Source organism: Kribbella sp. NPDC056951, assembly GCF_042674205.1.
GTDB classification, from domain to species: Bacteria; Actinomycetota; Actinomycetes; order Propionibacteriales; family Kribbellaceae; genus Kribbella; species Kribbella yunnanensis.
On record NZ_JBHUQZ010000005.1, the window covers coordinates 472,115 to 485,516 of the forward strand.

The following is a 13,402-nucleotide window of genomic DNA, read 5'->3' on the forward strand; positions in this document are numbered from 1 at the left end:
TTACCTTAATTGAACGATCAGGGGTGTGATGTGAGATAGCCACCCATGGTGCGGAAGTACTCGGTCGCCGCGTACTCGGTTCCGTCATCGGTCCGCACCCGGCGCACCAACAGTCCCGGACAACGACCGTTGAACGCGTCGGCACCGGCCACGATGACCACGCCGTCGCCCTCCCGAATGAAGATCCGGCCGGGCGTCCCGCCGTACCGGGCCTCCGAGACGGCCGCCTCGACGATCCGCAGCCGCTCGCCGCGATGGAACGCGTAGGCATTCGGGTACGGGTCCGACTGAGCCCGCACGAGCCGCTCCAGCCGCTCCGCAGGCCACTTCCAGTCGATCCGGCTGTCCTCGAGCGACCGCTTGTGGAAGAAGCTCGCCTCGGAGCGATTTTGAGGCACCCAGGTCCCGGCGCCTGAGGCGATGAGCTCGAGCGACTCCTGGACGATCGGACCGATCAGGTCAACGGTCCGGTGAAACAGACCGGTGGCCGTATCGGTCGGCCCGATCGGCACCGACCGCTGGATCAGGACGTCGCCGGCATCGAGCTCCGCGTTCATCCGGTGCGCGGTGACGCCGACGCTCTCCTCGCCGTTGATCAGCGCCCAGATGATCGGCGAGAAACCGGCGTACTTCGGGAGCAGTGAGTCATGGATGTTCAGAGTGCCGTGCGGCGGCAGATCGAAGAGCTCCGGCGGCAGCCAAGTCCGCCAGTTGTTCGCCACGATCAGATCCGGGCGGGCGGCCGCGATAGCGTCCAGCAGCTCGGCGTCATCGGGTCGATTGCGGAGCAACACCGGTACGTCGTGCTTCTCGGCGAGCTCGGCGACGTCGTCGTCCCAGATCTTCTCGTAGGCGTGCTCGCTCTTCGGGTGCGTGATGACGAGAGCCACCTCGTGACCCGAGTCCAGCAGCGCCTGCAGCGTGCGGTGGCCCCAGGTCTGATACCCGAGCATGACGACCCTCATCTGGCCTCTTCCTTTCGACGTCCCTATAAGGCAAGCCTTACCTTATAGAGCCCGTCGCAGTTTGAGGAGAGCCGGGCACCCATAGACGCCATGGGTGCCCGGCGGGGTGTCAGCAGTAGAGGTTGTCGCCCGGCGTCACGCCGAGCAGCCCGGTGAACCGCCGGTAAGCGCTGACCCGGGCCTCGACCTGCGCCGGATTACCGCCGTTGCACTCGATCGAACCGTTGATAGTGCGAATGGTCTGACCGAAGCCCTGGTTGTTGACCATCGCATTGTGCGCAGTCATCGTGCCGGCACCGGTCTGCGTGTTCCAGAACCACAACGCGGTCTTCCACGACACAGCCGAGTCCTGCTCAACCAGCCACGGATTCGTCAGCAACGGCAGCCCGAGCGCGTCACCGGCCGCCTTGTAGTTGAAGTTGTGGCTCAACTGAATCGGCCCGCGACCGTAGTAAGCATTCGGCCCAGCCGGGCAGCCGTACGGCAACTCCGGGTGGCAGTACGTCGGATAGTTCGCCTCGTTGATCTCCTTGATGTAGACCAACCCACCGGTCTCGTGATTGACGTTCGCCAGGAACGCAGCAGCCTCACGCTTCTTGGTCGTGTCATCACCGGTATTGGCGAACCCGGGATACGCCGAGATCGCAGTGGTCAGCCCGGAGTACGTGTAGAACGAGTTCCGGTTCGGGAACATCTGATTGAACAACGACTCACTCACCGGGAACCCACTCGTACTCCCGCCATCGCAGTTGTACGGATCCCAGTACCAGGTACTCACCGTCGGCGAATACCCCGGATTGTCATGCTCGGCGATGTAGTACGAGCCCTCGAACTTCACGATGTTGCCCGTCACATACCACTGCCCTTGCACCCAGTTCGTGTAGCTACAGGCAGTCGTAGCACCCACAGCCGAACCAACCGAAACGACTCCCGGCACCAGCAGCGCGACCAGCGCCACCACAAGACTGATCAACTTCCTCACAGCGACTCCTTAGTAGGGGCGGTTACTCGGAGCGCAGACCCCGGAGGGTGTCCACCTGCTCACGGTAAGCAGCTTTCCCGACTAAAGAAAGATCTCAGCAAAAAGATTTGATCAGATACGGCAACCGCCGCGACCCCTCAGGGGTCGCGGCGGTCAGGTGGCGCTGGGTCAGCCGACCTCGGCCATGATTTCGTCGGAGACGTCGAAGTTCGCGTAGACGTTCTGGACGTCGTCGCTGTCCTCGAGGGCGTCGATGAGGCGGAAGATCTTGTTCGCACCTTCGGCGTCGAGCTCGACCGTCATCGACGGGACGAAGGAGGCGTCGGCGGACTCGTAGTCGATACCGGCGTCCTGCAGCGCGGTGCGGACCTTGACCAGGTCGCTGGACTCGCTGATCACCTCGTAGGACTCGCCGAGGTCGTTCACCTCGTCGGCGCCGGCCTCGAGGACGGCCTCCATCACGTCGTCCTCGGTGTAGGACTTGCCGTCCTGCTCCTTGTTCACCACGATGACGCCCTTGCGGTGGAACAGGTAGGCGACGCTGCCCGGGTCGGCGAGCGAGCCGCCGTTGCGGGTCATCGCGGTGCGGACGTCGGCCGCGGCGCGGTTACGGTTGTCGGTCAGGCACTCGACCAGCATCGCGACACCGTTCGGGCCGTAGCCCTCGTAGGTGATCGACTGCCAGTCCGCGCCACCGGCCTCGGCCCCGGAACCGCGCTTGACCGCGCGGTCGATGTTGTCGTTGGGGACCGACGACTTCTTCGCCTTCTGGACCGCGTCGTACAGGGTCGGGTTACCCGCGAGGTCGCCGCCGCCCGTCCGGGCGGCCACCTCGATGTTCTTGATCAGCTTCGCGAAGAGCTTGGCGCGCCTCGAGTCGATGACCGCTTTCTTGTGCTTCGTGGTGGCCCATTTGGAGTGGCCTGACATCGCGAACCCAACCCTTCTACCGCCGAACAGACTTAGAGCTCCCGGACCAGCTCGGCGAAATAGCCGTGCAGCCGCGCGTCCCCGGTCATCTCCGGATGGAACGACGTGGCCAGCAGCCGGTCGTGGCGAACCGCGACGATCCTACCCGTGGCGGGGCCCGAGCTCACCGTCGACAATACCTCGACCTGCGGTCCGACCCGTTCCACCCACGGTGCCCGGATGAACACAGCGTGGTACGGCGCCTCGAACGCGGCGAAGTCCAGATCCGCCTCGAACGAGTCCACCTGCCGCCCGAACGCGTTCCGCCGGACCGTCACATCGAGCCCGCCGAGCGTCTCCTGGCCGGCGATCCCGCCGGTGATCTCGTTCGCGAGCATGATCATCCCCGCGCAGGTCCCGAACGCCGGCATCCCGTCCGCGATCCGCTTCTGCAGCGGCTCGAACAGCTCGAACGCCCGCGCCAGCTTCTCCATCGTGGTCGACTCACCGCCGGGCAGCACCATCGCATCCACCTGCGCGAGCTCGGACGGACGCCGTACCGGCCGTGCCTCCACCCCCACCTGCGTCAGCATCTCCAGGTGCTCCCGCACATTCCCCTGCAGCGCGAACACCCCGATCACCGGCTTGCCCATGTCAGTCCACCTTCCCGGTCTTGTCCACCGAGCCACTCGCTCCGACAAGCTCGTGTTCTTTCGGCCCGACCCACACGGTCTGGTAGATCCCGGTCCGCTGCCCCGCCGGCGCCGCACCAGTCGCGGCCGCCAGATCCGGATAGACAGTCGTCCCCACGACGCTGCCTTCCTGGATGCGGTACGACTCCCGCAGTACGACGTCGCCCGGGTGCAGGTCCTCGGCCGCCGAGTCACCGCCGGCAGCACTGAGCTGGACCACCTGACCGTCGTCGAAGTGCACGTACATGTCGAACCAGAGCGCGTTCTCCTCGGCGTACTTCGCCGCCTCGGCCCGTACCGCGAACTTCCTCGGCGGCTGGTACTTGTCCGGGACGGTCTCCCAGTACACCGCTTTCACCACCGACCCCACAGTCACGTACGTCACAACGACACCCGCCGCTGCCAGTCCAGCGTGACCTCGATCCGGCCCTCGTCGAAGACGGCCGGGAGCTCGCGCTCGTTGAGCAGTGCGAGCACGTCCTCGAGCAACGGCTCCCCCGGTGCCACGTTGGCGGTATCCGGGTGCCAGACCTTCAGTTCAAGCATGCCGAAGTCCACCGCGTGCCAGACGTCGGTGTCAGTGAAGAACACCAGCCCCTGCGGATCCGCAGCAGCCTCCAGCCCCTGCCGAGCCTCGTGGTGGTCGGCGGTATACCGAACCACCACCAGCCCCAGCGCCTCCAACTCAGCCAGTACGGCGTCCAGCCGGTCCGGGTCAGTCACCTCCGGCCAGGCCTTGGCCTCCTCGGTCACGTCGATCAGCGCCTCACCGATCAGCAGCGGCACCAGCGCGGACGCGTCTATCGCAGGAGCGTCCTCCTCGACCGCCTCGGTCAGCGCAGCAGTGATCGCCGCGTGGTCCGCATACCCGGACCGCACCAGCACACGAGCCAGCCCGCGCAGCTCCCGAGCGGTCCGCTCGGGGACGGCCAACAGCCCTCCGGGAGTCGTTACATCCATGGCGCCAGCGTAGTCGACAACACCTACTGCGAGTTATCCACAGATTCACGATCGGCCCGTTCGGGAGGCACCGAAACTGGCAGGCTTCTAAGTGTCGCAAGTCAGCGGCAACAGGTTCATCGAACGAGGGGAATCGCGATGAAGACGCGAGTAGGAATCGCCATGACCACAGGGCTTCTGGTCGTGGCCGGCTGTGGCGCATCCGGGCTGGAGACGGGCGCGGGCACGGTCGAGCAGGAGACCGCGTCCGCGTTCCTGACCACCACCGAGACCGACTGGCACCAACAGGTCGATGCCGAACCCAACAAGAACGTCCGTCCTTCGGCCCGGTGCTACTACGTGACCGGTGCCGACGGCAAGCAATCCCTCGGGACGATGGCCTGCGGCCCGCTACGACGCCTCGGTACGGCGGAGCGGCAGGTCTGGGACGTCATCCGGCTCGAGACGACCGGCAGCGACAAGCCGGGATTCAAGGTGCCGGATGACGAGCAGTGGAAGAAGTCTCAGCTCCGCCCGGACAGCAGCGCCTTCTGGCGCCCCGACGACAAACAGGCCGACGGCGATGCCGATGCCCTCGCCGCCCCGCCCGCACCAGCCGCCCAGTCCGGTCTCGCCACGGTGACCGACAAGAGCGAGAAGCTCGCCCTCAAACCCGCCACCGGCAAACTCGTTGTCCCCGACGGCACGCTCACTCTCAAGGGCATCGCAACCCCGGACACGATCGGCAGCGGCGTGGACGTCAAAGCCCCTGCCAGTGGGGAGAAGTTCATCGCGGCCGAGTTCACCACCAGCCCGACAATCGATCCACTGACCGATCGCCCGGCATTCATCGGTTCCACGGGCACTGCGGCAACCAAGTGGGCCGTCAAGGTCGGCAGCGAACAACGCCCGATCGAGGCCATCTCCGATGACCCCGAAGCCACCAACGCCGCACGGACTCTGGTCGTCTCGGTCCCGAAGGACGCCTCCGACGTAACGCTGACGGCCACCAGCGGGTCCGTCGTACAGAAGCTTTCACTCACCACCGGCGAGCGGACAACGCCCGACGTCGCCGCGGCCTACTACCGCACAAGCCTCTCCGCCGACCTGAACAAATCCTTCCCGAAGACCATCCGCAACGTCGGGCAGTACTTCAAGAGCTCCTACCAACTCTCCCTCCAGAAGGCAGCACTGACCCCGTGGGACCCAACCCGCGGCTGGGCCCCAGCAGGAAAGGCCTGGGTCCGGATCCAACTGAGCTCGCAGCTCAACTGGACCGACATCCTCTACAAGACCACCTGGGCCCCGCCGTTCCTGACAGCCACCGCCGACGGCGCCGCAATCCCTGCTGTCCAAAGCAAACACAGCGACACCGTCATCGCGATCCCCGTCCCGGCGGCCACCAAGACCGTCCAGTTGAGCGCCAAGAACGAGCTGTCCTTCAGCGCCACCGACCCAGGCGCCATCCCGACTTCAGGCACAGTCACGTTCCCACCGCTCACCGCGACGGCGAACTTTCACTAACGATGCAAGGCCGCAACTGCTCGGGCGGCGATGCGCTCGTTGTGTTCGGAACGGTCGGCTGCCCACGCCGGCCAACCGGCTTCCAGGGTTGGCGTGGTCCCACCGAGCACAGCCTGCCGGTACTCGATACAGCCCAGCCACACCGGCTTGATGTCGAGCACCTGGGGAAGCCTGTCGATTTCCTCATCGGTGAGCTGGACATGCTCGGAGTAGCCACGCACAACCTCGTCAACGAGTGCCAGGTCGGCCTCTGCCGCAGTTGTCAGAAGCCAAGCCAGCGCAGGCAATCGCGGGCCGCGACCCGATCCGGCCCAGCCGACGATGACGAGATCTCCCGGCGTCCCCACCGCAGACCAGGCGTGATAGTTCCCATGCGTGAAGGCTTCCGGGAGCCCCTCGCCGTCATCAGCGTTCTCGACACGATCACGCAACCACTCGAAACTTTCCCGCCCCTCAGACCCGACGGAATCTTCAACACTGACGAGAAAGCTCATGGCCGCAGCAAGATCCTCCTTGGGCCGACCGACATGGCGACCACCCCCGGATTCGTCTGAACCGCCGGCCCGAGCCACCGCCCCCTCCCCCGGAGGAAGACTGTGCAACCGCCCCAGCAGGCTCCCGAGTTCACGCTGGATTGTCGACCCGTCGGGACGACCACCCTCGACGAACTCAGTGACGATCACACCACTCCCGTCGTACACCGACACCGGCTCCTCATGAGCCACCCGCTCGGCCGGGAAATCGTGCGCGGCCAGGAACCGCAGAATCTCCGCATCACCCTCCACCCGGCTGACCTGGTCGGCCGGCGAAGAAAAGATTCGGGCGATCCACGGCGGCCCGTCCGCTCGCTTCACCAACAGTGTGGCCGGGTAGTGCCCGGGCCACGAGTCACGCGGACGCGTCTTCGGGTCGTCGTCGATCGACGCCAACGAGGTGATCCGAATCCCGTACCGCGCCTCGAGATGCGCAGTCAGCGACTCGTGCTCGAAGGGACGGTCGTGGACGAACGCCTGCGTCTCGGCGAGCTCCAGATCAGCCCGCGCCTCGGTGTACCGCTGACCGGTCCGCTCCGCATGGCGCCGTACCGCACGCTTGAAACTGCCCTGCTTGGTCATGATGACAAGCCTCCTCGACATGTCCTCGCTCCCCAGCAGCGCGACACTCGAATCAGGCCTGGACATTCAAGCGACAGTGAGGGCAGATTCCCCTTCGCCATCACGAAGACCCGGCTGGGGCAGATCCTCAGAGGCTGGGCGTCAGTCAACGCCTCCGTCGATCCTGCTACAGCCGACACGACCACGTCAACCAGTCGAACTGAGCAGTCAGCCAAGCACCTGCGGCCCCAGGACGGACAGCAGTCGCAGCTTCTCGTAGCTCTCGCTTCCCGGGATCGCGGTGTAAACGAGCAGCAGATGCGACTGCTCCGGATCGAGGAGCGTTTGGCAGGTCAGCTCGAGGGCACCGACCTCGGGGTGGACGAAGCGCTTTGTCTCGTTGGGACGCAGACCGACTTCGTGCTCCTGCCACAACTGCCGGAACTCCGCGCTCTCGGCGAGCAGCAGGTCGACGTACTGGGCCGCCCGGGAACCACGCCCCCGCGCCGTGAACACCGCACGCAGGCCGGAGACGAACATGCGGGCGAGGAAGGCATGCTCACTGGGCGCATACAGCTGCCTGCTCGCGGGGTCGGTGAACCAGCGGTAGCCGAGGCTCCGAGCCGGACCGCTGTAGGCAGTCAGATCTCCACTGAGCGCGATGCCGAGTGGGGTCTGTCGAAGCGTCTCGCCCAGCTCGGTGACAATCTCGGCGGGCGTGTCGTGCAGGCGGTCGAAGATCCGTAGCAGACCAGGGCTGACGTGCTCGCTGTCGGCGCCACGCGCCGGCGGGTGGTGCCCGGCAAGCCGGAACAGGTGGTCGCGCTCATCGAGGGACAGGTGGAGTCCTTGCGCGATGGAGGCGATCATCTGCTCCGAAGGATGCGGTCCACGCTCCCGCTCGAGCCGCGCGTAGTAGTCGGTCGACATATGGCACAGCGCGGCCACCTCTTCACGCCTCAACCCACTGGTCCTACGGCGCTGTCCACGCGGCAGGCCGACGTCATCAGGTTGCAGCGACCCGCGGCGGCGCCGGAGGAACTCCGCCAGACCGGCTCGATCGATCTCCATGCCTCCTTTCTACCGGCCCGGGATCCCGGCAACCACGGATCGCCGATCCCCCTTTGGCCGATTTGTTGCCGCTAGCACCCTTATCGGTGGATCGGGAAGTCCTGGATAGCACTGCCGGGGTCGGTGACAGTACTAGCAACGGCACCGACGCTCAGGAGCAGAAACCATGCCACGCAAGCCCATCGACATCACCGTCCCCGACCTCTCCCACCGGCGCGCCGTCGTCACCGGAGCCAGCGACGGCATGGGACTCGGCATCGCGATGCGCCTGGCCGCCGCCGGAGCCGAAGTCGTCCTGCCGGTCCGCAACCCTCGCAAGGGCGAGGCGGCGATCGCCACGATCCGCGATCAGGTCCCGCAGGCGAACGTATCGCTGCGCACTCTCGACCTGTCCTCACTCGCCTCGGTCGCAGAACTCGGCAAAGTCCTGCTGGAGGAGGACCGACCCATCCACCTCCTGATCAACAACGCCGGCGTCATGACTCCTCCAGATCGGCAGGTCACCGCCGACGGGTTCGAGCTGCAGTTCGGCACCAACCACCTCGGCCATTTCGCCCTCGTCGCTCACCTGCTGCCGCTGCTACGCGCCGGCCGGGCACGGGTAGCCTCCCAGCTCAGCGTCGCCGCGAACCAGCACGCCATCAACTGGGACGACCTGAACTGGGAACGCAAGTACGACGGCCGCCGGGCCTACAGCCAGTCCAAGATCGCCTTCGGGCTCTTCGGCCTCGAACTCAACCGTCGCAGCCACTCCTCCGATTGGGGCATCACCAGCAACCTGTCCCACCCCGGCATCGCCCCGACAAACCTGCTCGCGTCGCGTCCAGAACTCGGGCGCGACCACGACACCCTCGGCGTACGGGTCATCCGCACCCTGTCCGCCCGCGGGATCCTGGTCGGCACCGTCCACAGCGCCCAACTCCCCGCCCTCTACGCAGCCACGTCACCCGATGCCAAGCCCGGCGCCTTCTACGGTCCGAGCGGCCCCGGCCACCTCGGTGGCCCACCCGCCCAACAGAAGCTCTACTCCCGGCTCCACAGCACCCGACAAGCCCAGCGCATCTGGCAAGTCTCCGAGGAACTCACGGGCACCATGATCAGGCCGCCTCGATCAAACGGAGGTTGATCTCCGCTTTGTTTCCACAGTAGCGCGCTGGCGGAATACGGGCGAGGGGCCTCGTGTTACCTTAACTGGAGATTGATCTCCGGTTGAGAGGATCGCCGGCCACCTGGCCGGGATCACCGTTCGAAGACAAGGAACACTGCAATGTCATCAACACGCACCCCCCTCACCTGGTTCGTCACCGGCGCATCGCGGGGCCTCGGTTCTCACTGGGTCACTGCCGCCTTGGAGCGCGGTGACAAGGTTGCCGCCACGTCGCGGAGTGCCGCAGCACTCAAGCCTCTGGTCGCCAAGTTCGGCGAGCAGGTACTGGCGCTTGAGTTCGATGTCGCCGACGCCGCGGCGGCCAAGCAGGCGATTCATGCCGCCGAGGATCACTTCGACGGGATCGACGTACTCGTCAACAATGCCGGTCAGGCTCTGCTGGGGACGGTGGAAGAGGTCTCCGAGGAACAGGCTCGAGCCCAGTACGACGTGAACTTCTTCGGTCCGCTGTGGACGACGCGAGCGGCCTTGCCCGGTATGCGGGCCCAGGGCCACGGCCGCATCATCCAGGTTTCGTCGTACGGCGGCCTGGTGTCGTACCCGACCATGGGGCTCTACCACTCATCCAAATGGGCACTGGAAGCAATGAGCCAGGCACTCGCTGCCGAGGTTGCCGGCCAGGGCATCCACGTGACCCTGATCGAGCCGCTGACGTTCGCCACCGACCTCGGCGCCAAGGCCCCGGAGGTCAAGCCGATGCCCGAGTACGACGCGGTACGCCAGGGACTCATGGCGGGCGCAGCAGACAGCCCGTTCGTCACAGGCGACCCGGCCGCCACCGCCGACGCCATCCTCGCGATCGTCGACGCTCCCGAGCCGCCACTGCGGGTGCTCTTCGGTATCAACGGCATCGAGCCGATGCGAGCGGAGTACGCGAGCAGGATCGCCGAGTTCGAGAAGTGGGATCACGTTGCTCGCCTGGCGCAAGGCGCGGCGCCCGCCGGGCAGTAGCCTATTGGAGATGATTCTCCGGTAATCACTCCGGCCGAAGGGGGACGTGCGTGCGCAGCGATGCTGCTCAGAACCGTCAGGCGCTTGTCGATGCAGCACTGACGTTGTTCAACGAGCGTGGGCTCGCGCCGACCCTCGACGACGTCGCGCGCGCGGCGGGGGTCGGTGTCGGCACCGCGTACCGCCATTTCTCGGACAAGACCGAGCTGGCGTTCGCGGCGCTGGAATCGTCGCTGGAGTCGATGCTTCAGGCTGCCGAGGCCGCAGCCTTGGTGCCGGACGGCTGGGCCGGGCTGGCCGAGTTCTTCGAGGCCACGGTCGAGCCGCAGGCAACCCAGCAGGTACTCAGGGACATTCTGGCCACCGATCCCGAGTCGGCGCCGATGCTGGAGGTGCATCGACGGATCGGCGACAGCCTGAACACGCTGCTGGCGAAGGCCAAGAAGCAGGGCTCCATCCGCGACGATGTGGTGGTTTCCGATCTCGCGGTGCTCGCAACATTGCTGGGTGAGGTCGTGCGGCTGTTCGGTCCCGTGGCGCCGGATGTCTGGCGGCGGTTCTTGCCGCTGCTGCTTGACGGACTCCGGCCGGGAGCGACGACCGCACTACCTGTCGGGCCTCTGACCAAAGAAGACTTCGTTGCCGGCATGGCAGCACAGGCTCGCGCCACAGATGCTCGCCGCCCAGGCCCAAAGCGCCGCAGCGCCAAACAGCCAGCCTCCTAACCGACAGCGCCGCGGAGTCTCCTCCGCGGCGTTCGAGCACAAGTCCCGCCGATTACCAGCCGCGCTCGGCGAGGCGGTGGGGCTGGGGGATCTCGTCGACGTTGATGCCGACCATGGCCTCGCCGAGGCCGCGGGAGACCTTGGCGATCACGTCGGGGTCGTCGTAGAAGGTGGTGGCCTTCACGATCGCTTCGGCGCGCTGGGCCGGGTTGCCGGACTTGAAGATGCCGGAGCCGACGAAGACGCCCTCGGCGCCGAGCTGCATCATCATGGCGGCGTCGGCCGGGGTCGCGATGCCGCCGGCGGTGAACAGGACCACGGGGAGCTTGCCCAGGGTTGCGACCTCCTTGACCAGCTCGTACGGCGCCTGCAGTTCCTTGGCGGCGACGTACAGCTCGTCCTCGGGGAGGTTCTGCAGCTTGCGCAGCTCCTGGCGGATCTGGCGCATGTGCGTGGTGGCGTTGGAGACGTCACCGGTGCCGGCCTCGCCCTTGGAGCGGATCATCGCCGCGCCCTCGGTGATCCGGCGCAGCGCCTCGCCCAAGTTGGTCGCGCCGCAGACGAAGGGGACGGTGAAGTTCCACTTGTCGATGTGGTTGGCGTAGTCGGCCGGGGTGAGCACCTCGGACTCGTCGATGTAGTCGACGCCGAGGCTCTGCAGGACCTGCGCCTCGACGAAGTGACCGATCCGGGCCTTGGCCATCACCGGGATCGACACGGTGTTGACGATGCTCTCGATCATGTCCGGGTCGCTCATCCGGGAGACGCCACCCTGCGCGCGGATGTCGGCCGGAACCCGCTCCAGCGCCATCACCGCGACCGCGCCGGCGTCCTCGGCGATCTTGGCCTGCTCGGCGGTGACGACGTCCATGATCACGCCGCCCTTGAGCATCTCGGCCATGCCGCGCTTGACCTTCGCGGTGCCGGTCTGCGGGTTCACGTTCTCACTCACTGCGTTCCTCCTGGTCGTGGGGCTCGTCAACCAGGCTAGGTGGCCGAAGGCACCGACCTTCAGTCCACCTTGATTCAACTGGACTGAGCCAGCGCGTCGCCGAGGCGGGCAACCACCAGGCGCAGCGTGCTCGGCGGAGCGGTGAACGGGATCCGGATATGCCGCCGATCAGTCCCGTCCGGCGTGAACAGGTCGCCGGAACCGAGCAGGAGACCGTGTTCGCGAGCTGCGTCCAGCACCCGACGGGCCCGTACGTCGGTCAGTTCCAGCCAGAGCGTCATACCGCCTGTCGGCGTGGCCCAAGTCACGCCGTCCAGCGTCTTCAGCCCGGCCTCCAGTGCATTCAGGTTGGCCCGCAGGCGAGTACGGCGCCTGCTGATCACCTTGTCGAGCTTCTGCACGATCGCCTGTGCCAGCAAGTCATCCAGCGCACTCGGCGAGGCCACACTGAGTTGTGCGGCCGTGTTGATCCGCCTCCTGAGCTGCTTACCAGTGCGGACCCAGCCAACCCGGAGTCCGCCCCACACCGTCTTCGACAACGACCCGACGCTCACTGTGCGCGGATAGCGACTCAGCGGGTCCGCCTGCTTCCCGCTAGCCAGCCATAACGGTCGCATGGTCTCGTCACTGATCAGGGCCGCGCCATAGCGCCGGGCGATCTCGACGACCGTCGTACGGCGGTCTGCCGGGAGGCTGAGGCCGGTCGGGTTGTGGTTGTCGGCCTGGAGGTAGATGACCTTCGGCCGGTGCCGTCTGCACAGATGTGCGAGCTGATCGGTGTCCCAGACCCCAGCCGGCCACCCGGCAACGTCCAGCCGGTGTTTGCGCAGCAGATCAAAGGCGGCCGGGTACGTCGGTGTTTCGGTGATCGCCACGCCCGGTCCGAGGTCCAGTCCGGCCAGTGCGGCGTTCAGACCGGCTGCTGCACCGACAGTCAGCGTGAGCTGGTCCGGCTCAGTCGGTACGCCCTCAGAGGTGAGTCGCTCGGCCAGCGCCGTACGGAGCTCGAGAGAGCCACCCGACGGCGGACCGTCACCACCCATGGCCTGTGGCAGACCGTCCTCGACCATCTGCGCCGCGGCCTCGACCACGTCATGCGGTGCTGCGGTCGTTGCGAACCGCAGATCGAGCAGCGGCTTGTCCCCTGCGCTGACAGTCGATGCCGGCGCAATCGGGTCGAGCAGCCGGTCAGTCGGCCGCACGTGCGTCCCCGAACCCCGCTTGGTCTCCAGTACGCCGTCCGCCCGCAGGTGGTCGAGAGCGCGCACGACCGTCACCCGGCTGAGCCCGAGACGCTCGGCCAGCACCCGCTCCGAGGGCAACCGCGAGCCGATCGACAACTCCCCGCGCTCGATCCGCCGCAGTACCAGGGCCTCGACCTGTTCGGTCTTGGTCCCGTCCGCCGGTTCCAGATCCCCCGTCCGCCACAT

14 protein-coding genes are annotated in these 13,402 nt (G+C 66.4%); 4 read left to right on the forward strand and 10 right to left on the reverse strand.

The features are described from left to right. Positions 1–17: 17 nt before the first annotated feature. From ACFTSF_RS22830 to ACFTSF_RS22855, 6 genes are all read right to left on the reverse strand, one after another. Positions 18–965 carry a methionyl-tRNA formyltransferase gene (locus tag ACFTSF_RS22830; protein WP_380155698.1) on the reverse strand — a complete coding sequence of 316 codons (948 nt, stop codon included), beginning with the start codon at positions 963–965 and terminating at the stop codon, positions 18–20. A 109-nt stretch (positions 966–1,074) separates the two neighbouring features. After that, positions 1,075–1,947, reverse strand: a complete 873-nt coding sequence (locus tag ACFTSF_RS22835; RefSeq protein ID WP_380155699.1) for a chitinase — start codon at positions 1,945–1,947, stop codon at positions 1,075–1,077. A 168-nt stretch (positions 1,948–2,115) separates the two neighbouring features. Next, the gene (locus ACFTSF_RS22840) at positions 2,116–2,877 is read right to left on the reverse strand and encodes a YebC/PmpR family DNA-binding transcriptional regulator (protein WP_344146527.1); all 762 of its coding nucleotides are present in this window, start codon (positions 2,875–2,877) and stop codon (positions 2,116–2,118) included. Between the two features lie 32 nt (positions 2,878–2,909). Further along, positions 2,910–3,509, reverse strand: a complete 600-nt coding sequence (gene pdxT / locus ACFTSF_RS22845) for a pyridoxal 5'-phosphate synthase glutaminase subunit PdxT (protein ID WP_380155700.1) — start codon at positions 3,507–3,509, stop codon at positions 2,910–2,912. 1 nt (position 3,510) lies between these two features. Continuing rightward, the gene (locus tag ACFTSF_RS22850; protein ID WP_380155701.1) at positions 3,511–3,933 is read right to left on the reverse strand and encodes a hypothetical protein; all 423 of its coding nucleotides are present in this window, start codon (positions 3,931–3,933) and stop codon (positions 3,511–3,513) included. Then, the gene (locus ACFTSF_RS22855; RefSeq protein WP_380155702.1) at positions 3,930–4,508 is read right to left on the reverse strand and encodes a DUF6891 domain-containing protein; all 579 of its coding nucleotides are present in this window, start codon (positions 4,506–4,508) and stop codon (positions 3,930–3,932) included. Before ACFTSF_RS22855 ends, ACFTSF_RS22850 begins: the two co-directional genes overlap by 4 nt. Positions 4,509–4,670: 162 nt before the next feature. On the opposite strand from ACFTSF_RS22855, the gene ACFTSF_RS22860 reads away from it, so the two are divergent. Then, positions 4,671–6,011, forward strand: coding sequence for a hypothetical protein (locus ACFTSF_RS22860; RefSeq protein ID WP_380155703.1), 1,341 nt, complete (start codon positions 4,671–4,673; stop codon positions 6,009–6,011). On the opposite strand, the gene ACFTSF_RS22865 is transcribed toward ACFTSF_RS22860, so the two are convergent. Both ACFTSF_RS22865 and ACFTSF_RS22870 read right to left on the reverse strand, forming a co-directional pair. Next, positions 6,008–7,192: an aminoglycoside phosphotransferase gene (locus tag ACFTSF_RS22865; protein ID WP_380155704.1), complete on the reverse strand. Its 1,185-nt coding sequence runs from the start codon at positions 7,190–7,192 to the stop codon at positions 6,008–6,010. The genes ACFTSF_RS22860 and ACFTSF_RS22865 overlap by 4 nt on opposite strands. A 141-nt stretch (positions 7,193–7,333) precedes the next feature. Then, positions 7,334–8,176 carry a helix-turn-helix transcriptional regulator gene (locus ACFTSF_RS22870; RefSeq protein WP_380155705.1) on the reverse strand — a complete coding sequence of 281 codons (843 nt, stop codon included), beginning with the start codon at positions 8,174–8,176 and terminating at the stop codon, positions 7,334–7,336. Between the two features lie 166 nt (positions 8,177–8,342). Between ACFTSF_RS22870 and ACFTSF_RS22875 the strand changes: the two genes are divergently transcribed. The 3 genes from ACFTSF_RS22875 to ACFTSF_RS22885 all read left to right on the forward strand — a co-directional run bounded on the left by ACFTSF_RS22875 (position 8,343) and on the right by ACFTSF_RS22885 (position 11,020). Then, a complete protein-coding gene (locus ACFTSF_RS22875) occupies positions 8,343–9,302 on the forward strand; it encodes an SDR family oxidoreductase (RefSeq protein ID WP_380155706.1) in 960 nt (319 codons plus the stop codon). Between the two features lie 141 nt (positions 9,303–9,443). Next, positions 9,444–10,295, forward strand: coding sequence for an SDR family NAD(P)-dependent oxidoreductase (locus ACFTSF_RS22880; RefSeq protein WP_380155707.1), 852 nt, complete (start codon positions 9,444–9,446; stop codon positions 10,293–10,295). A gap of 50 nt (positions 10,296–10,345) precedes the next feature. Then, the gene (locus tag ACFTSF_RS22885) at positions 10,346–11,020 is read left to right on the forward strand and encodes a TetR/AcrR family transcriptional regulator (RefSeq protein ID WP_380155708.1); all 675 of its coding nucleotides are present in this window, start codon (positions 10,346–10,348) and stop codon (positions 11,018–11,020) included. Positions 11,021–11,072: 52 nt separating this feature from the next. Here ACFTSF_RS22885 and pdxS read toward each other — a convergent pair whose 3' ends face one another. Together pdxS and ACFTSF_RS22895 are read right to left on the reverse strand one after the other, a co-directional pair. Continuing rightward, a complete protein-coding gene (gene pdxS / locus ACFTSF_RS22890) occupies positions 11,073–11,972 on the reverse strand; it encodes a pyridoxal 5'-phosphate synthase lyase subunit PdxS (protein ID WP_344146585.1) in 900 nt (299 codons plus the stop codon). A 74-nt stretch (positions 11,973–12,046) separates the two neighbouring features. Further along, complete coding sequence (locus ACFTSF_RS22895) at positions 12,047–13,402, reverse strand: PLP-dependent aminotransferase family protein (protein WP_344146588.1); 1,356 nt, start codon at positions 13,400–13,402, stop codon at positions 12,047–12,049.